Annotated in this window: 17 protein-coding genes and 3 tRNA genes; 14 read left to right on the top strand and 6 right to left on the bottom strand. The window is 60.9% G+C overall.

Annotated features, from left to right (window positions below):
- The first annotated feature begins 44 nt into the window (after nt 1–44).
- The 3 genes from pbpC to CA260_RS12690 are packed head-to-tail and all read left to right on the top strand — an operon-like array spanning nt 45 to nt 4,125.
- On the top strand, nt 45–2,432 hold the full coding sequence (gene pbpC / locus CA260_RS12700) for a penicillin-binding protein 1C (RefSeq protein WP_238149753.1): 2,388 nt from the start codon (nt 45–47) through the stop codon (nt 2,430–2,432).
- Nucleotides 2,433–2,488: 56 nt separating this feature from the next.
- On the top strand, nt 2,489–3,778 hold the full coding sequence (locus tag CA260_RS12695) for an NAD(P)/FAD-dependent oxidoreductase (RefSeq protein ID WP_111983463.1): 1,290 nt from the start codon (nt 2,489–2,491) through the stop codon (nt 3,776–3,778).
- Nucleotides 3,775–4,125: a tRNA-binding protein gene (locus tag CA260_RS12690; protein ID WP_111983462.1), complete on the top strand. Its 351-nt coding sequence runs from the start codon at nt 3,775–3,777 to the stop codon at nt 4,123–4,125. Before CA260_RS12695 ends, CA260_RS12690 begins: the two co-directional genes overlap by 4 nt.
- On the opposite strand, the gene CA260_RS12685 is transcribed toward CA260_RS12690, so the two are convergent.
- Nucleotides 4,126–5,400, bottom strand: a complete 1,275-nt coding sequence (locus CA260_RS12685; RefSeq protein ID WP_111983461.1) for an MFS transporter — start codon at nt 5,398–5,400, stop codon at nt 4,126–4,128.
- Between the two features lie 69 nt (nt 5,401–5,469).
- Between CA260_RS12685 and CA260_RS12680 the strand changes: the two genes are divergently transcribed.
- Nucleotides 5,470–6,081: a TetR/AcrR family transcriptional regulator gene (locus CA260_RS12680; RefSeq protein WP_111983460.1), complete on the top strand. Its 612-nt coding sequence runs from the start codon at nt 5,470–5,472 to the stop codon at nt 6,079–6,081.
- A gap of 12 nt (nt 6,082–6,093) precedes the next feature.
- On the opposite strand, the gene CA260_RS12675 is transcribed toward CA260_RS12680, so the two are convergent.
- Nucleotides 6,094–7,041, bottom strand: a complete 948-nt coding sequence (locus CA260_RS12675) for an MBL fold metallo-hydrolase (protein ID WP_172461836.1) — start codon at nt 7,039–7,041, stop codon at nt 6,094–6,096.
- Nucleotides 7,042–7,120: 79 nt separating this feature from the next.
- Nucleotides 7,121–7,822, bottom strand: coding sequence for a pirin family protein (locus CA260_RS12670; protein WP_111983458.1), 702 nt, complete (start codon nt 7,820–7,822; stop codon nt 7,121–7,123).
- Between the two features lie 271 nt (nt 7,823–8,093).
- On the opposite strand from CA260_RS12670, the gene CA260_RS12665 reads away from it, so the two are divergent.
- The 4 genes from CA260_RS12665 (at nt 8,094) to CA260_RS12650 (ending at nt 9,923) form a co-directional block, all read left to right on the top strand.
- A tRNA-Gly gene (locus tag CA260_RS12665) sits at nt 8,094–8,169 on the top strand.
- A gap of 84 nt (nt 8,170–8,253) precedes the next feature.
- Nucleotides 8,254–8,327, top strand: a tRNA-Cys gene (locus CA260_RS12660).
- Between the two features lie 99 nt (nt 8,328–8,426).
- Nucleotides 8,427–8,513, top strand: a tRNA-Leu gene (locus CA260_RS12655).
- Nucleotides 8,514–8,696: 183 nt separating this feature from the next.
- Nucleotides 8,697–9,923, top strand: coding sequence for a tyrosine-type recombinase/integrase (locus CA260_RS12650; protein WP_111983457.1), 1,227 nt, complete (start codon nt 8,697–8,699; stop codon nt 9,921–9,923).
- Between the two features lie 244 nt (nt 9,924–10,167).
- Here the strand turns inward: CA260_RS12650 and CA260_RS12645 are convergent, their stop codons facing one another.
- Nucleotides 10,168–11,010 (bottom strand): KilA-N domain-containing protein, encoded by an 843-nt coding sequence (locus CA260_RS12645; RefSeq protein WP_111983456.1) that lies wholly within the window; start codon nt 11,008–11,010, stop codon nt 10,168–10,170.
- 688 nt (nt 11,011–11,698) lie between these two features.
- Here CA260_RS12645 and CA260_RS12640 point away from each other — a divergent pair.
- A complete protein-coding gene (locus tag CA260_RS12640) occupies nt 11,699–12,070 on the top strand; it encodes a hypothetical protein (RefSeq protein ID WP_146745346.1) in 372 nt (123 codons plus the stop codon).
- Between the two features lie 230 nt (nt 12,071–12,300).
- Here the strand turns inward: CA260_RS12640 and CA260_RS12630 are convergent, their stop codons facing one another.
- Nucleotides 12,301–13,494, bottom strand: a complete 1,194-nt coding sequence (locus tag CA260_RS12630; protein WP_111983453.1) for a hypothetical protein — start codon at nt 13,492–13,494, stop codon at nt 12,301–12,303.
- 305 nt (nt 13,495–13,799) lie between these two features.
- Here CA260_RS12630 and CA260_RS12625 point away from each other — a divergent pair, with 305 nt between their 5' ends.
- From CA260_RS12625 to CA260_RS12610, 5 genes are all read left to right on the top strand, one after another.
- Nucleotides 13,800–14,111: a hypothetical protein gene (locus tag CA260_RS12625; RefSeq protein WP_111983452.1), complete on the top strand. Its 312-nt coding sequence runs from the start codon at nt 13,800–13,802 to the stop codon at nt 14,109–14,111.
- A complete protein-coding gene (locus CA260_RS12620; RefSeq protein WP_146745345.1) occupies nt 14,098–14,514 on the top strand; it encodes a hypothetical protein in 417 nt (138 codons plus the stop codon). Before CA260_RS12625 ends, CA260_RS12620 begins: the two co-directional genes overlap by 14 nt.
- The gene (locus tag CA260_RS20935; RefSeq protein ID WP_146745344.1) at nt 14,504–14,782 is read left to right on the top strand and encodes a hypothetical protein; all 279 of its coding nucleotides are present in this window, start codon (nt 14,504–14,506) and stop codon (nt 14,780–14,782) included. Before CA260_RS12620 ends, CA260_RS20935 begins: the two co-directional genes overlap by 11 nt.
- A gap of 377 nt (nt 14,783–15,159) precedes the next feature.
- Nucleotides 15,160–15,441, top strand: a complete 282-nt coding sequence (locus CA260_RS21505; protein ID WP_111983450.1) for a helix-turn-helix transcriptional regulator — start codon at nt 15,160–15,162, stop codon at nt 15,439–15,441.
- 455 nt (nt 15,442–15,896) lie between these two features.
- The gene (locus tag CA260_RS12610; RefSeq protein ID WP_172461835.1) at nt 15,897–17,192 is read left to right on the top strand and encodes a DNA-primase RepB domain-containing protein; all 1,296 of its coding nucleotides are present in this window, start codon (nt 15,897–15,899) and stop codon (nt 17,190–17,192) included.
- 38 nt (nt 17,193–17,230) lie between these two features.
- Here the strand turns inward: CA260_RS12610 and CA260_RS12605 are convergent.
- Nucleotides 17,231–17,355: IS3 family transposase (locus CA260_RS12605; RefSeq protein WP_146745342.1), on the bottom strand; the 125-nt coding region annotated here is incomplete at its 5' end.

The following is a 17,355-nucleotide window of genomic DNA, read 5'->3' as shown; positions in this document are numbered from 1 at the left end:
GCCCTCCGAGAGGAGGGCGCGCCTTCGGTGATTGGTACATGCCCATGCTCGCGACCCTCCAACGCATCGGACAACGCCTTCTGCGCTGGCTGCTTCGCTGGCAGAACTGGCTGGCGGGCGCCGCGCTGATCATGGTCGTGCTGGTGGGCTTTCGGTGTTGGCCGCACAAGGCCTTGCGCGAGTGGCTGCCATCGTCGACCGCGGTCTATGACGCGCGTGGCCGCCTGCTGCGACTGACGCTCGCCAGCGATGACCGTTATCGGCTATGGGTGCCGCTCAAGGACATCTCTCCGGCCCTGCTGGATGGCGTACTGCTGCACGAGGATCGCTGGTATCGCTGGCATCCCGGCTTCAACCCTTACGGTCTGGCGCGTGGTGCGTGGGTGACCTACGTGAGCCATGGCAATCGCCAGGGCGGGTCCACCGTCACCATGCAGCTGGCGCGCCTGTTGTGGCGCCTGAATACGCGCTCACCTTGGGGCAAGCTGCGGCAAGTGGCGCGTGCCGTGCAGCTGGAGCTGTTCTATTCCAAGGACCAGATTCTCGAGGCATATCTCAACTACGCGCCTTACGGGCGCAATGTCGAAGGTGTCGGCGCGGCCAGCGTGGCGTACTTCGACAAGTCGGCCAGTGCGCTCAGCCTGCCAGAGGCATTGACCCTTGCCGTGATTCCACAGGATCCCTCGCGACGCCTGCAGGCCAATGACGGCACCACGGAAGTGATCGGCAAGCAGCTCGCTATGTCGCGCAATCGCCTCTATGCACGCTGGAAGGCGATTCATCCGCAGGACGCAGCGCTGCAGTCACTGTTTGCACTGCCACTGCGGTTGCGCCCCTTGTCGCAACTCCCGTTCGAGGCGCCGCACGCCGTCGACCAAATCCTTGCAGCACGACGCACCGATGCCATCGATGCCGATAGCCGCGTCGCCAGCACGCTCGATATGGACCTGCAGCATGTGTTGGAGCGTCAGGTCGAGCACTACATCGAGCGCAACGATGCGCGCGGTATCCGCAATGCGGCAGCCATCCTGGTCGATACCCGCGACATGGGCGTCAAGGCGCTGGTGGGTTCGGCCAACTATCGCGGTGCCGACATCCAGGGCCAGGTCAATGGCACCCTGGCAAAGCGCTCGCCGGGCTCGACCCTCAAGCCCTTCATCTATGGCCTCGGTTTCGACGAGGGCGTGCTGCATCCGCAGACCGTGCTGCGCGACGTGCCCACCGCGTTCGGCCCGTATACGCCGGAGAACTTCGACGGTCACTTCCTGGGGCCGGTGACCGCCACCGAAGCCCTGGTGCGCAGCCGCAATATTCCCGCCGTGTGGGTGGCCTCGCAGTTGCAACAGCCGAGCCTCTATCAGTTCCTCCGCGATGCGGGCGTCAGCCGCATGGCCAGCGAGAAGCACTACGGCCTCGCCCTGGTGCTCGGCGGCGGCGAAGTGACCATGCAGGAGCTTGCAGGCCTCTACGCGATGCTCGCCAATCGCGGCGAACTGCGGCCGCTGCGTCTGCTGGCCACCGATCCGCTGGTGTCGGGCACGCGGCTGCTCAGCGACGAGTCGAGCTTCATGGTGATGGACATGCTGCGCCAGAATCCGCGCCCCGACGAAACCACGGGCGCCCAACCTGGACGGCTCCCGGTGTACTGGAAAACCGGCACTTCATGGGGCTTCCGCGATGCCTGGACGGCTGGCAGTTTCGGTCCCTACGTGCTGATCGTATGGGTGGGCAATTTCGATGGCAGCAGCAACCAGGCCTTCGTCGGCGTGGAAGCCGCGGCGCCGTTGTTCTTCCAGATGGTCGATGCGTTGAAGGCAGCGCAGCCGCGCATGACCGAACCGCTGCGCCATATGCCGGCGAACCTGCGCCGGGTGGAAATCTGCCTCGCCAGCGGCGATCTCCCGAACCAGTGGTGCCCGCAACGCGGCATGACATGGTTCATTCCGGGGAAATCGCCGATCCGCGTCAGCCAGGTGCATCGCCCGGTGGTGATCGACGATACGACGGGCCAGGTGGCTTGCCCTCCATATGCCGGCAAGCATACGCATGTAGAGGTCTACGAGTTCTGGCCGTCGGAGCTGCAGCGCGTCTTCGTGCAGGCGGGTATCCCGCGCCGCATGCCTCCGCGCAACGATACCTGCGGAAACCTGGGTGCGGACGGCGAAGCGCCGGCGATCACCTCGCCATTGCGTGGCAGCATCTATGCGCTGCGCCTGAAGCGCGCCGAGGAGGGACGCATCGCTTTCTCGGCAAATGGCGACGCCTCGGTGCGCGAGATGTACTGGTTCGTCAATGATGCCTATGTCGGGCGCAGCGCGCCGGGTGAGTCGTTGTTCTGGCAGCCGGGTGCGGCAGGCAACTATGAGGTCCGCGTGGTGGATGATCGCGGACGCAGCGATACGCGCCCGCTGGGCGTAAGCGTGGTGGACTAGCTGAGGCATCGGTAGGCTGCGCTAGACTGGTCGCTTCTCCGAGACCAGTGCAGCACATGACCTCGTCACCGGCAGCCTCCTACTACCGCGCCAAGGCCACACCTTACGAGCCATACGCGGCCCTGCAGGGAAAGGCCGACGCACGCGTGGTCATCATCGGTGGCGGCTTCGCCGGCTTGCATACGGCGTTGGGCCTTGCCGAGCGCGGTGTGCGCGATGTCGTGCTGCTGGAACGCGAACAGGTGGGCTTTGGTGCGTCGGGCCGCAACGGCGGTTTCGTCTTTGGTGGCTATTCGCTGGGCGAGCAGGCCTTGCTCGACCAGCGGGGAGAACCGGCTGCGCGGGCCTTGTTTGGTCTGACCACGCAGGCGGTGGATCGCATCCGCGCACTGACTCAGCGCTATGCCATCCCTTGCGATGTGGTCGACCAAGGCGTCATCTGGGCCAACTGGTTCCGCGATCCGAACGTGCTGCGCCAGCGGCAGGAACTCTTGGCCAGGCATTACGGCGTGTCGTGGGAATGGCTGCCTCAGCACGAATTGCGCGGCCGCATCCATACCACGCGTTATTTCGATGGCTTGTACGAGCGCCATGCGCTGCACCTGCATCCGCTCAATTTCGCCATCGGCCTCGCAGGCGCGGCAGCCTCGCAAGGCGTACGCATCCATGAGAACACCGACGCGTGGCAACTGAAGCGTGATGGCCTGCGTTGGCGCGTGGAGACCGCGCAGGGCGCCGTGCACGCCGACCAGGTGGTGCTGGCGTGCGGCGGTTACCTGGCAGGGCTGCGCCGGCAGGTGGATCGGGCGATTCTTCCCATCGCCACCTACGTGATGGTGACCGAGCCGCTCGGCGATCGCATGGCCGATATCCTGGAGACGCGTTCGGCGGTCTACGACACGCGATTCGCATTTGACTATTACCGCCCCTTGCCCGATGGAAGGCTGTTGTGGGGTGGGCGTATTTCCGTGCGCGACCGTTCGCCGACATCCGTCCAGCGCCTGCTGATGGCCGACCTGTTGCGTGTGTTTCCCCAGTTGAAAGGCGTGCGCGTCGACTACGCGTGGTCTGGCCTGATGAGCTACGCACGCCACCAGATGCCACAGATCGGCAGCACCCCCGATGGCTTGTGGTGGGCACAGGCGTTTGGCGGCCACGGACTCGCGCCAACCTGCGCCGCCGGCGAGCTGCTGGCATCCGCGATTGCCGAGGGCGATGATCGCTGGAAGCAGTTCGCTGATTACGGTCTGGAACGCACCTATCGCCCGTTCGGCTATCTGGGCGCGCAGGCGAGCTACTGGTGGCAGCAGGGCAAGGACTGGTTCAAGACGAGGTTGGAAGGATGAGCGAGACGGCGATCCCGACGGAGATCAGCTGGGCCGATTTTGAGAAGGTCTGCCTCGTGGCAGGCACGGTAACGCGCGTCGAGGCGTTTCCCGAGGCACGCAACCCGGCCTGGAAAGTGTGGGTCGATTTCGGCCCCTACGGCGAGAAGAAGACCAGCGCGCAGATCGCGCAGCTGTATCGCGCGGAAGATCTGGTCGGACGGCAGATCGTCGGCGTGATCAACTTTCCGGAAAAGCAGATCGGACCCTTCCGCTCGCAGTTCCTGCTGACCGGTTTCCCCACCGATGACGGCGTGGTCATCACCACCATCGAGCGACCCGTGCCCAACGGTACCCGGCTGGCCTGATCAGCCCGGCGCGGGCATCAGCTCCGCACGCGGACGGCGGCGGATCAGCAAGGCGATCACGGCGGCAATCACGCCGCTCATGCCTGCGACCACGAAAGGCTGCAGGTAGCTGCCACCCTGCGTGCGCATGAAGCCGGCGAAGAAAGCGGCGCTCGCCGCACCGATCTGGTGACCCGCCGCCACCCAGCCAAACACCACCGGCGCATCGCGGTCGCCGAAGGCTTCCGTGGCCAGGCGCAACGTCGGCGGCACCGTGGCGATCCAGTCCAGGCCATAGAACACCCCGAACAAGGAGAGGCTGTAGAACGAGAAGTCGGAATAGGGCAGCCAGATCAGCGACAGGCCGCGCAGCGCGTAGTACATGAAAAGCAGCTTGCGCGGGTCATAGCGATCGGTGAGCCAGCCCGACATCGTGGTGCCGATCAGGTCGAACGCGCCCATCATCGCGAGCAAGCCGGCGGCGCGCACTTCGGGGATGCCATGGTCACCGCACATCGCGATGAAGTGCGTGCCGATCAAGCCGTTGGTGGTGAATCCGCAGATGAAGAACGTCGCGAACAGCAGCCAGAACGTACGTTGCTTCGCTGCCGTCACCAAGGTGCCGAGTGCGATCGACAGCAGGTTGCGGCGCGGCGGTTCGACGGCTTCATCCTCGGTGGCGCCATAGGGGCGCAGGCCGATATCGGCCGGGCGTTCCGGCAGTAGCCACCAGGCGAGCGGAATCAGCAGCGCGCAACCCGCGGCCACCGTCCACACCACCGGACGCCAGCCGCCATGGTCGGCGATCGCCGCAAGAGCCGGCAGGAACGCGAGGGTGCCCGTGGCCGTGCTGGCGGTAAGCAGCCCCATCATCAGGCCGCGATGGGTGACGAACCAGCGGTTCACCACGGTGGCACCCAGCACGATGGCCACGCAGCCCGAGCCTATGCCGGAGAAAATGCCCCAGCTCACCAGCAGGTGCCAGGGCTGCGTCATCCATGCGCTGGCCGAGATCGATACAGCCATCAGCGCCAGCGCACCGATCAGCGTGCGCCGCACGCCCACGGCCTGCATCAGCGCGGCCGCGAACGGACCGACCATGCCGTACAGGAAGATGCCCAGCGCCGCGGACAGCGAGATGGTGTCCCGACTCCATCCGAAGGCATGGCCCAACGGAAGGATCAGCACGCCCGGCGCGGCGCGTACGCCGGCGGCGGCCAGCAGGGCGAGAAAGATCACGCCGGCAACGACAAAGGCGTACTTCTGGCCGAAGGGGCGGGTGCGCGGTATAGTCATGTTACCGACCGGTACGTTGGGTCTGCGGATCATACGTACCGATCGGTAACATAGTCAACCGTATTCGCCATGCCGACCAAACGCCCCGAATCCTCCACGCCCGTTCCTCCGGACGACGCCAAGCCCAAGGCCGCCGAGCGCATCCGGCGGACGGCGCGCGAACTGTTCTATCGCGAAGGGATCCGCGCCATCGGCGTGGAAGAGATCGTCACGCGCGCCGGTGTCACCAAGCCCAGCCTGTATCGCAGCTATGCATCCAAGGACGAGCTCGCGGCCGAATACCTGCGCGACTACGAGCTGGCGTTCTGGAAAGTGTTCGAGGCCGGTGCGGAGACGCATCCCGGCGATGCGCGTGCGCAGTTGATGGCCTACTTCGAAGGCCTGGCGCACCGGGCCACGCAGACCGGCTATCGCGGCTGCGGGCTCACCAACGCCGTGGTGGAGTATCCCGGCGACGAGCATCCCGCGCGCAAGGTAGCGCAAAGCCACAAGCGCAAGCTGCGCGCGCGACTGGTGACGATGTGCGAAGCGATGGGAGCGAAGTCGCCTGACCTATTGGCGGATGGTTTGCTGCTGCTGCTGGAAGGCACCTATGCATCAGGCCAACTGTTCGGCAAGCAGGGGCCGGCGCGTTCGCTGGTGGCGGTCGCGGAACAGCTCATCGACGCATCGTTGCGCTGATGCCGCGCGCTTTCAGGACGCGCGTTTCTGCATGTTGTCCAGCCATACGCCCAAACCCTGGGCGTTGAGCTCGATATCCATGCCGATCAGCTCCAACAGATCGTCTCTACTGCCCTCCCAACCATGCGCCCACGCGCGCGCGCCATAGAGACCGGTCAACTCTTCCTTCATGACGGCATGGCGTTGCGCACGATCCGCATGGTCGTGTTGCGCGGTTTCCGCAATCGCCACCATGGCGTCGATCTGCGCGTGCAGATCATGGCTCAGGCGTTCGATGTCTTCGACGCGGTTGTAGTGCGTGAGGTACATCGCCGCGGGCTTCAGGGCGACCAGGCGATCGATGGAAGCATGGAGGGCCTGTGGATCGAACTGCACCGGCGAAGTGGTGGGAAGGATGAATGGTCCGTTGGCCGTGTCGAACTCGCGATAGGAAAGCCCAAACACGTCGCCGGTGAAGCACACGTTCGCGCGCTCGTCGTATACCGTGAGGTGATGTCGCGCGTGTCCGGGGGTTTCCAGGCAGCGGAGCAGGCGGCCGGCGAGATCCACTACATGTCCATCCGGGGCCTCGACCACGCGTTCGGCGCGAATCGGGCGAAGCCGCCCGTAGGTCTCCTCCATCACCGACTCGCCGTACACGGCGCTGGCGCCCGCCCAAAGCTGGTTGGGATCGATCATGTGCCGTGCTCCTCGCGGATGCACGACCAGCTTTGCGTTCGGCAATTGCGCGATCAATTCGCCCGCGCCACCGGCGTGGTCCAGGTGGACGTGGGTGAGGATGAGCCAGTCGACATCCGCCGGCGAGAGTTCCGCGTTGCCCAGTGCTTCGAGCATGCGAGGCACCGCGTAGTGGGTGCCGCAGTCGATGAACGCGCCGCGGCCGTTTTCCACGACCAGATAGGCAGCGTCGAAATGCGGTCGCACGAAACCCGTGTCGATGGTGTGGATGCCGTGATTCATCGCCAACCTCGCGCTGAGTGGATCAGGCGAGGTTAGCAAGCTCGGCAAGGCGAGGCACCTCCACCTTGGTCGAGAACGCTCAGGGCGCCGCGTCGACGAGGACGAGCTCGGCATCCTCCAGCGCTGTCACCACGACCTTCGATTCGTTGTGGATGGCTGCACCGTCGCGGGCGTCGAGCGTGACGCCGTTGACGTCGATCTTCCCCTTGGCCGGCACCAGGTAGGCATAGCGATTGGAGCCGAGCTCGTATTCGGCCTTTTCCCCGGCCTTGAGCGAAGCGCCAAGTACGCGGGCGTCGGTGCGGAGAGGAAGCGCATCGTTGTCGTCCTTGAACCCGCTGGCCAGCGCAACGAAGCGGCCGGAACGTTCACCCACCGGAAATGGCTTGGTGCCCCACGACGGTGGATTGCCCTGCTGGTTGGGAATGATCCAGATCTGGAAGATGCGCGTCACGCCGGGCTCGAGGTTGTACTCGGCGTGCGTGATGCCGGTTCCCGCACTCATCACTTGCACATCGCCCGCGACCGTGCGGCCCTTGTTGCCGAGATTGTCCTGGTGCGTGATGGCACCTTCGCGGACGTAGGTGATGATTTCCATATCGCCATGCGGATGCGGCGGAAAGCCGGTTTGCGATGCGATGGTGTCGTCATTCCACACGCGCAGCGTGCCCCAGCCCATGCGCGCAGGGTCGTAGTAATTGGCGAAGGAAAAATGGTGCTTGGCATCGAGCCAGCCGTGGTTGGCTCCGCCCAAGGCATCGAAGGGTCGACGTTCGATCATGCTGCACTCCTGGTAAATGGCTGCGCCTGTCGGCTTCCCGCCAAGATAGGGCAGAGTGCGGTCGAAACCAGTCGCTTCCTGACGAACGGACTGTTGCCCAAAAGCCACGCAACGAGAATTAGCCGGCGCATGCGACGCGGCCGTGAAAAACGCGGGCGGCGACGATGCGTTTTCGGACGGCCCCCGGCCCGTCGACTTTCACACGAGGAGAAAAAAATCGTCCCGGACTCTTCACAAATGCCGCGGTTCTGTTACTATTTCTGACTCCGATGCGGGAATAGCTCAGTTGGTAGAGCACGACCTTGCCAAGGTCGGGGTCGCGAGTTCGAGTCTCGTTTCCCGCTCCAGTTTCCTGCAAAACCTCGGCTTTCCGAGGTTTTGTTTTTTCAGCGGATATGACCTGGATTTTCGGGTTACGATTCGCGCGCAATGGCCTGGTGGCAGAGTGGTCATGCAGCGGCCTGCAAAGCCGTGTACGCCGGTTCGATTCCGACCCAGGCCTCCATTGCGCAATACGCTCAACCCGCCGAAAGGCGGGTTTTTTATGGCCGGAGGCCGCCCCGCGGTCCTCAAGACGCGCATGTTAGGATGCGCATCCCTCCGGGCCCGGATGGCGAAACTGGTAGACGCAAGGGACTTAAAATCCCTCAACCGAAAGGTTATGCGGGTTCGATCCCCGCTCCGGGCACCACGAAGAAGTCCAGGGTGGGTCGATAAGAAAACTCGACAGTCTCCAAAGCCCGCTCTGGCGGGCTTTTTCATGCCCTAGGTGTCCATGGAGGGTCATTTAAGTCTATGGGCAGCTAGTCCAAACTGTGAGTAACTTGGGGAGTATCATTGGCGTTACTCACAACCCGCCCCAGCAGTTACTCACATGCTGACAGACACCAAATTGAAGGCCCTGAAACCGAAAAAGGCCCTATACCGCGTCACCGATAGCTCCGGCCTGGCGATCGAAGTGCCCGTCACTGGCGCCCTGCGCTGGCGCTATCGCTACCGGTTCGCTGGCGCGGCCAAAATGCTCAGCCTGGGGACCTATCCCACGGTTTCCCTTGCTCAGGCGCGCCAGCGTCGAGATGCCGCACGGGCTCAGTTGTCCGAAGGCATCGACCCCAGTGCCCATAAGCGCCAAATCAAGCACGAGCGTGCGAGGGCGCAGGAGTCAGCACGCACGTTCAAGCAAGTTGCTGAGATCTGGATGAGCCGCCAGCACGTAGCCGAGGCGACGGCCCGCAATGCCCGATGGATGTTCGAGAGCTTCCTCTATCCGGATCTCGGGACTCGGCCCATCCGTGAGATCACCTCCAAGGAGTTGCTGGAAACGCTGCGTAAGGTCGAGGGCAAGGGGCTGTTGGATACGGCCCGGCGCTCGAAGATCAAAGCGGGGCAGGTGTTCCGGTTTGCGCTGGTGGAAGGCTGGGTAGATAGCGACCCGACGGCGAGCCTGCGTGGCGCCCTGAAGGCGCCCAAGGTCAAGCACCATGCAGCCATTACCGATCCGGCCAAGATGGGCGAGCTGCTACGGGCCATCGATGGATTCTCTGGCCAGTTCGTTACCCAATGTGCCCTGAGGCTCGCGCCGTTGGTGTTTGTAAGGCCAGGCGAGCTAAGGCAGGCCCAATGGTCAGAGTTCGACCTTGATGGGGCCATTTGGCGCATACCGGGTGAGCGCATGAAGATGAAGGCTGCGCACCTCGTGCCTCTCTCTAAACAGGCAGTGGCTGTTCTGCGCGAGCTGCAGGGCCTGACGGGCAAAGATGCATTCGTATTTCCTGGCCTGCGTTCGGCTAGCCGCCCCATGTCTGAGAACACCATCAATGCAGCCCTTCGTCGACTTGGCTACAGCAGCGATGAGATGACCGGCCATGGCTTCCGCAGCATGGCGGCGACTCGCCTTAATGAGCTGGGCTGGAACCCGGACGCTATTGAGCGTCAACTGGCTCACGCCGAGTCCAACAAGGTCCGCGAGGCCTACACCCATGCTGCCCAATACCTGGATGAGCGCAAGCGCATGATGCAGGCGTGGGCCAATTACCTGGACAACTTAAAGGCTGGTGGGAAGGTCATTTCGATTAGGCGAGCGAAACGCTCAAGCCCATGAATAAATGCTGTGGGGCGGCTTCCTTGCCGCCCCAGCATCCTTGATCAGGATGCAGGGTCACCCAAAAACTTGATCATGGAAAAACCCCCTTTGTTGAACGCGAATGTTCAACGCTAGAGATACTAACAATCTGGCGCTGTACGGCTGCTTATTTTTTCCTCCCCAAGAAGGCATATGCCTTCCTGGCGTGGCTGGCTTCCGCATGGTTCGAGAGCCGAAAGCTAAGACCGTGGACAAGGTCACATCATTTCGAGCGCTTGCCTTTAGTAGCCTTCATCGCTTTCGCCTTCGGGGCCTTGAGCGCGGGCGTCCTGAACTCAGTCAGCAATGGCGATACGATTTTCTCCAAGTAGGGGAGCGCCTTCTGGTCTCGCATACCAAAGTATTCGGTCGCCTTGGTCGGCATCCAAACTTCATGGAAGTGCTTCCTAAATTCATCAAGGAAACCGACCGGGTAAAGCTTGGCATCGACTACTCGCCCATCTGCATACTCGTGCTTATATGTGGGCAACGTGTCGGTATCAACGTCGTACTTTTCTCGAAGCCACTTGGCGAACATCTTTCCTTGGGAAATATCCGGGACCATGTTGTCCGGAAGCGTGTACCCCTGATCCTCCAGAGGGGCAATAAGGCTGATCGTTAGCTCATTCAGAACAGAGAAATGCGTATATGGCACGCGCGTCCGGTTCTTCATATACCTCTGCAAGTGGTATGGCATTGCTCCACCGGCATGCCTTCCACCGGCTAACCATTCGCGGACCCACTTCGAGACCATCACTGCGAACTTTGGCGACAGCCACTGCGCCAAGTGAATTGCTAGGTCTGGGTGCACCCAAGAGCCTTGCCGGGATGTGTCGCCGCCCTTAAATGTTTGAATTAACTCCGAAACGGGAATTCCCGTTTCGTCGGAGAGGGCATCCACATACTCTCTGGTTGAGGCTAGCCGAGTGTAGTCATTGAATTGCTTTCCGACGGCTTGGCACATTGCCGTCGCGTTGATGTAGCCGTCACTTTGGCGCTGGGCAATGATCAGCCCGTTATCGACCTTGTGCGGAATGAGAGCCAGCGAAAGCTGAGTTGATGCCATAAGGATTCCCCCGAACCAATATGCCTGCCGTGGGACTGTATCGGGCGCCGCCTCCCAAGTCTGTAGGGTAACGCTGACTGCTGGGCCTGTGGCATCTCATCGCTTTGGCGGGTAGGGCTGGGTCTCTTGTACGCGTCGCGTGCCGCAAGTGTCTTAGGCCTTAGGCTGACTGTGGCGGCAAGCGAGATGCTGGGCGAACTGCGGGCGGAGGGCGGCGGACATTCGTGTACCCCTTGGCCTCCTTGCGCCAGAGGAAGGCGTGTCTGACCATGGAATGGTGAAAGATACGGGGGGGGGGAAAGGCATGGACGTAGTCGTTTCGGAGCGAGTGCGCGCCTACGCTCGCTCCCTTCTCGTTGTAGTTTTCTCGGGAGTGGCGGGCGGCAGCTTAGGGGGCGCTTGGTCACAATTGAGTGCGACTGATAGGCCTGCCTGGGCGAGCGCTGTAGGTTCGATTGTTTCTGGCCTTGGAGCGATGGGGGCGGCAGCCGTAGCGCTATATATATCTGATCGCGACAGGCGGTCTGTCGCACTGGAAAAAACGGAAAAAGGCCGTCTCTGCGCTTCCTATCTCACGACGCACTTGCAGCGGATGGGCGAGTTTTGCATGAGGATGCATAGAGCATATCTCGCCATTGATATCACTCGGCCTGACGCCGGATATGGGAGTCAGGTCCTTGAGATCGAAATGGCTGCCACCGAAATTCGTGGCGTAATCGATCGGATCGATATGCACATGCTGCTCTTGTTGCCGCCGAAGATTGGCAATGGAATTGCCTTGGCCGTCGGAGCGTTGCCTTTGATCTGCGATGCCGCATCACTGATTGTTTTTAGGATGCGCAACGCGGACGAACTCATCATGGCTAACGAGGAAAACTTCACGGGTTCTGCCAAGATGCTAGAGGTCCCACTGCGCCAAATAGGCAACTTCTTCATATGGCACGGTCAGGAGTTTCCCTCAGCCTTGGAATCCACATCGAACCCTATTGTTAGCCGGATCAGGGAGGTGTTGGTCGATGGCGGAAAGCGATATGGTGGCGTTGATCTAACATCGCCTTGATGCCGCACTGCGGGTGTACTATCCACACCATGTGGATCTGCATTCGCTGCCATACCGAGTTCCCGGAATTCACGGGAGGCGCCGAGGCGAACATCGACAGCTTCGGCCTGCACTTCATGTGCCCGGTTTGTGGTCGCAGGAATCGTCTGCGCAGCTTGGGCCACGACGAAGAAGGGTTCCTCCGATTGGAGCAGATTGACGAGCCTGAGTAATTCTGCAGAGACGAGATATTACTCGTCGGAATCAGTCCACCAATCCGATTCCGGTTTTTCGTAGTGGTTCATGCCCTTGAACCATTCGGGCACCTTGACTGAGAGGGATAGGAGTCTTTTTAGATCGCCCGATAAGGGATTCAACAGGTCGGCCTGTTCTCTAGCCCAGGACAACCAGACCACAGCTTGCACGCTCTCCTGATCACGGGAGGCTGTGGCTTCGACAGCGTCACAGAATCGATGGATGCGGACGGACTGCTCCCACCTCTGCATGTGATTGATCATCCGCTTACGGACGAGCCTGAGGGCCTCAGCTTTGCGTTTGGCATCTTCTTCGCGTTGCGCTTCCTCTTCGTACTCTCTCCGCCTTGCTTCCGATCGCTCTCGAGTGTCCCTAATTGCTAGTGCCATAACCGGGAAGGTCGAGACTATGTCATGGACTCTGTCTTCCATGGTGACGACTTTGGCGTCATTCCAGTTCTTGCGCACAAAGACATCGACGTACTCGTCAATCGTGAACGTGAGTTGGTTTGTCGAGATCCAGTCATACTCGGGGTGCAGTGCTGCGAAATTCGGCAGCTGGCGCTCGCCTGGACGCACCGGAGGGGGCGGCGGTCTTGGCCTCTCCTTCTTGGTTAGTCGCTCCTTGAGCCCCACCTTCATGCTTTCGCCATCACAGGTAACCACCGTCTTCCCTTCGGTCGTTACTCTCCAGGTGCAGCCTTTGGCCTGCGACCATTTGATGATGGTGTCAAAGATTCGGATTGCTCTGTCGAATGCTTCTGGAGAAACCCTGACGTCTAGTCCTTTCTTGAGGACGAGGCGACCGTCATAGGGTTTTATTCTCTTGGCGATGTTTAGCGTGCGTTCGATCAGCGGGTGATGGTCAGAAAGTTTTGCTGGAACCGGAACGCGATCCGCAGGATTGCCTGTGGGCTTTGGCACCTTCAGCACAAACTCGGGTTTAAGTACTTCGAAAGTGATCGGCTGAGCATCATGCTTCGCCGTTCGCTTCGATCGGGTTCTAGCACGTTCTCTCTCGGATTTAGCCCAATAGCCTCGGCCAGGAAGCGGAATCCCCGCTTTCCTGCAGGCTTTGCCTAATGCTACGTCCGATACGCCAATCTCCTTGGCGATCTGGAGAAGCGGCTGCTCCCATACCTTGTCGAAGAGTTCTTGCCAGGTGTAAGTGACCGTCTTGTAGTTGCTCATCTACAACCCTCCAGAGGCTTTCGCACACCCTAACGAAAGTGCTTGACTGCTGTGCGAATCGGAGTAGGTTGGTGCTGTCGCCGCCAATTCGGCGACCAGGTTTGGCGACCTGAAACTTACTAGGCGCAACGGCGCCGGTGGCGCTTTTTTTGTGCCCGTTGCGCAGCATGCCCGCTTTCTATGGTGGGCGTGTAGGGCAGCCTTCGGGCTGGCCGGTTTCCTAGTAAGCCGGTTCGCCAACCCTGCACGTCCGCCACCTTTGCCGCAATGGTGGGGTGGTTCATGGAACGCTACGGGGGTACACCATGACAACGTCCGCAAATATTCCTGGCATCCACAATCTTCTGGATCGGGACAAAGATTTTCACAATCTGGATCGGCGCATCCTTGCTGTCGATAACGCCATGCTTCCCATCATGGAAGGGATCGGCGCGATTGGCTGCCTGATGTCCGCCCGCGACAAAGTTTCGGGTTTAGCGGAAGAAGCTTTAGCGGATACGGGCTACCTGTTGACCTTTCTTGCTGATCTGGCCGGCAAGCTTCAGCAGATCAAGGATGAGGCGATTTCCGACCAACTGCTGGCGGTTCGTGCGGAGATGGCTCATGAACGCCGCTAAGCAAAGTAACAAAATGGTCCGCGCCATCGGCGACAGCGGAACGATGGAGTACGTGACGCAAGAGGAAGTCGTGGAGGTCCGGGCGATTTCTGGCCTCAAGAGTAGTTCCGGCGGCGATGGCTGGCTTTTCACACCGCCCGTTGCTCGGCAACTCGGCTTTGGACACAACCCCTTCAAGAAATACCCGAAGAAAGAAGATCCTCGGGTGGTCACGTTAGTCGCCATGAATCCGTCGGAGGGTGGCGACGGGTACTGGGATATCACGGTATGTCGTGCCGATGGCGTTACCCAGGACCTCGTTCTGTCGTGTGCGCGGGATGCAACTGACAAGCTCTTTGACGAGCTGTCCTACGCCGACAAGGCTGCGCTTCGTGCTCCATGGGAGACGGCACATGCTTGCTGAAGTCATCCCGTTTCCTCGTTGCGCCATCGTTCGTGAAATCGGCCCGCACAACGTGCCCGCTCACTGGACCGGCTGGCACGAATATCTCTATGAGCACTTCCAGCGATGCGACAAGAACACGCCTCGTGAGGCCTTCGAGCGTGTCGAGCAGGAAATAGTAGACAGGTGCGCAGCGGATTCGCTGCCACCGGGCGAGGACCAGCTCCTGTTTCTCGCTCGGCTTGCCTTTGGTCGGCTGCGGGTGTCTTCAGACGTACTGTCTGGATAGCCTGGTAGTGTGACCAAAGCGGGGGAAGGTGGGATTTGTAGGGTTTCCAGCACGCGCTCAGGGCCAGCTGCGTGGAAAGACTTTCCAACTGTGGACTTAGTGCGATAATGGCAGCCATGCACAGACGCGCCTTCGGGTGCGACGTGCATTCCCCTGGGAGGGGGGTCAAGCGGCAAGGTTTGGTTGCCCGAGGTTTGGGCGATTAGGTTGAGGTGGGCGGTGTTCGAGACCGCCCACCTCAGTAGTGAACCACCAGCAGTGCTAGCGACCCACCTCCTTAGTTCGAAACTGTAGCCCGTCCCGGCAGTAGGCACAACAAAGCGTCACGGAACGGTTACACGGTCACTAGTGCTGCCTCACCGAGAAGGTTGAGCAGCATGGAATCTAGAACGTCGGTTGTATTGGCTCCTGCCAATGGCGGGCCGCTGTCTCGTGGAATCGCTCCCACGGAGACTGCCTCTGTCGTCCCGATCCGCCTGATCCGCATGCCTGCGGTGCGGGCCATCACAAGCCTGTCTAGAGCTTGGATTTACGCCCTCGAAAAGCAGGGAAGGTTCCCCAAAAGGCTCAAGATCGGGGATCGCACCAGCGCGTGGGTTGAGGCCGAAGTCATCGCATGGGTACAGGCCCAAGCGGATGCGCGGGAGGTGGCGGCATGAACAAGCCCACCCTTCGCGGACCTCGTTGCCAGTGCTGCAGCTGCGGCGAGTACTTCACTTCTGAACGAACCTTCGACCTTCACCGCGTGGGCCCACATGGCCCCGGTCGTCGCTGTCTGACCGTCCCGGAAATGCTGGAGGCTGGATGGGGGAAGAAGAGGGAGCACTACTGGACCAATGACCCTCTGAGACCCGCGCGGTTCGTTCTAGAACCGTCGCGCATGGGTTACCCGGTAGGGGAGCAGGGGGTGGCCCTGTGAGCCGCCTTATCCCCATTGTGCGCGTCGATATCGATGTGCCGCTCCATGAAGTCCTGGACCTACTGGACCAGGCTAGCAGTCGGCTAAGCATCTACGCCAAAGACAACCGTGACTTGTCCTGGAATGTGGTCATGGCGGCCGACCTCGTGGGCCAGGCACGTCAATACACGGCTCGGGCGATCAAGGAGGCGAGCTGTGAGTAACCGCATCGCTAGTCTCCCTGCCGCCAATGATGCTTGGGATTTCCTTGACGCCCTCGGAGGGCGTGACAGCGTCTTCACCTTCCAAACATTTGATGATTCCAAGCCGGCGCGTCCGCGGCTCGCCCAGATCATGCACGGCAAGCTAAGCCAGAAGATGGCAAGCCTGTCGGGCTTGAATGCGCGTGGCGCGGGCATTTTTGTAATGGTTAATGCCGGCGATCTTCGGGGGCGCGCAACGCGCAACGTCACCGCTGTGCGTGCGTACTTTGCCGATCTCGATGGAGTCGATAAGTCCGCGCTCTCGCGATTCACCCTGAAGCCTCACATGGTCATCGAATCCTCCCGGGGCAGCTTCCATGCCTATTGGCTTGTCCACGATGCTCCCCTGGATGTGGGGACCTTTAAGAGCATCCAGCAAGGTCTGGCTAGCCTCATTGGGTCAGATCCCAAGGTGTGCGACTTGCCCCGCGTTATGCGGGTACCCGGTTTCATCCATCGCAAGGGAGATCCGATTCCAAGCAGGATCATCGAGCTAAACCAGCTTCCCAAGTATGCCCACGCAGAGGTGGCTGGCGCACTCGGGCTGATCGGGGCCGCGAATGACGAACTGGGGGACGTGCCACCGAAAGTCGAGAGGCTGCCAGGGCGGATTAGCCTCGGGCATCGTAACGAAGTGCTGTTCGCGGCTGCCTGTGGCTTCGTTCGTAAGGGCATTCTTGGGGACACGCTGCGTAGCCGTTTGCAGACGCTCAACCAAGATCGGTGTGAGGTGCCCCTTAGTGATCCGGAGGTGGCCGCAATAGCAGAAAGTGCTGCTTCCTATGGGTCCGATGGCTACTCGGCCATTCCTCACCGTGTCTTCGATAGTGCCGCGTTTGTCGAACTCGAAGTACCGGCCAAATTGATCGTTCTGACGGCCTACCGCCGCTACAACGGGCAAAACAACGGCGATATCACTCTGTCGTTCAACGACTTCAAAGGGCAGCCCGGGTTCTCTAGCGAGAACACTTTCTACAAGCACCGTAGATCCGCCATCGAGGCTGGATTGCTGGTTGAGACGGAGCAGGGCGGCATGACACAGCAAGGCAAAAAGGCCGCGAAGTTCGCGATCCCTCCGGAGGGTTTGGCTTTCGGAGAGAAAAGGGCTGCATCTCGCTTACCTCAAATATTGGGGTTAGCGCATACCCCAAATTCTTTAGGTTCTATAGAGATAAACAGCCCTGAGCCGTCTGAAGCTCATACAAGCACCGTGGCCCCCATTCGCAAGACAGGAACCGACCATGGCTAAGACAAAACTGCCTGGTACGCCCCCGCTTTCGTAGACGGTTAGCTGCTGGATTTTGAGTTAGCCGCCTCGAACATCATTGGCGCAAGGCCACCCAGATGTCCATGTCGGCGTTGCCGGTTGTAGAAAATCTCGATGTAATCGAACACATCGCTGCGTGCTTCCT

Source organism: Dyella jiangningensis (assembly GCF_003264855.1).
GTDB classification, from domain to species: Bacteria; Pseudomonadota; Gammaproteobacteria; order Xanthomonadales; family Rhodanobacteraceae; genus Dyella; species Dyella jiangningensis_C.
The sequence above is the reverse complement of the archived record's forward strand: the minus strand, read 5'-3'. Positions and strand labels throughout refer to the sequence as shown.

Excerpts from the sequence above, each read along its gene's own strand:
- pbpC (WP_238149753.1), top strand. The coding sequence starts at position 45 with ATGCTCGCGACCCTCCAACGCATCGGACAACGCCTTCTGCGCTGGCTG.
- CA260_RS12695 (WP_111983463.1), top strand. The coding sequence starts at position 2,489 with ATGACCTCGTCACCGGCAGCCTCCTACTACCGCGCCAAGGCCACACCT.
- CA260_RS12690 (WP_111983462.1), top strand. The coding sequence starts at position 3,775 with ATGAGCGAGACGGCGATCCCGACGGAGATCAGCTGGGCCGATTTTGAG.
- CA260_RS12685 (WP_111983461.1), bottom strand. The coding sequence starts at position 5,400 with ATGACTATACCGCGCACCCGCCCCTTCGGCCAGAAGTACGCCTTTGTC.
- CA260_RS12680 (WP_111983460.1), top strand. The coding sequence starts at position 5,470 with ATGCCGACCAAACGCCCCGAATCCTCCACGCCCGTTCCTCCGGACGAC.
- CA260_RS12675 (WP_172461836.1), bottom strand. The coding sequence starts at position 7,041 with ATGAATCACGGCATCCACACCATCGACACGGGTTTCGTGCGACCGCAT.
- CA260_RS12670 (WP_111983458.1), bottom strand. The coding sequence starts at position 7,822 with ATGATCGAACGTCGACCCTTCGATGCCTTGGGCGGAGCCAACCACGGC.
- CA260_RS12650 (WP_111983457.1), top strand. The coding sequence starts at position 8,697 with ATGCTGACAGACACCAAATTGAAGGCCCTGAAACCGAAAAAGGCCCTA.
- CA260_RS12645 (WP_111983456.1), bottom strand. The coding sequence starts at position 11,010 with ATGGCATCAACTCAGCTTTCGCTGGCTCTCATTCCGCACAAGGTCGAT.
- CA260_RS12640 (WP_146745346.1), top strand. The coding sequence starts at position 11,699 with ATGGCTGCCACCGAAATTCGTGGCGTAATCGATCGGATCGATATGCAC.
- CA260_RS12630 (WP_111983453.1), bottom strand. The coding sequence starts at position 13,494 with ATGAGCAACTACAAGACGGTCACTTACACCTGGCAAGAACTCTTCGAC.
- CA260_RS12625 (WP_111983452.1), top strand. The coding sequence starts at position 13,800 with ATGACAACGTCCGCAAATATTCCTGGCATCCACAATCTTCTGGATCGG.
- CA260_RS12620 (WP_146745345.1), top strand. The coding sequence starts at position 14,098 with ATGAACGCCGCTAAGCAAAGTAACAAAATGGTCCGCGCCATCGGCGAC.
- CA260_RS20935 (WP_146745344.1), top strand. The coding sequence starts at position 14,504 with ATGCTTGCTGAAGTCATCCCGTTTCCTCGTTGCGCCATCGTTCGTGAA.
- CA260_RS21505 (WP_111983450.1), top strand. The coding sequence starts at position 15,160 with ATGGAATCTAGAACGTCGGTTGTATTGGCTCCTGCCAATGGCGGGCCG.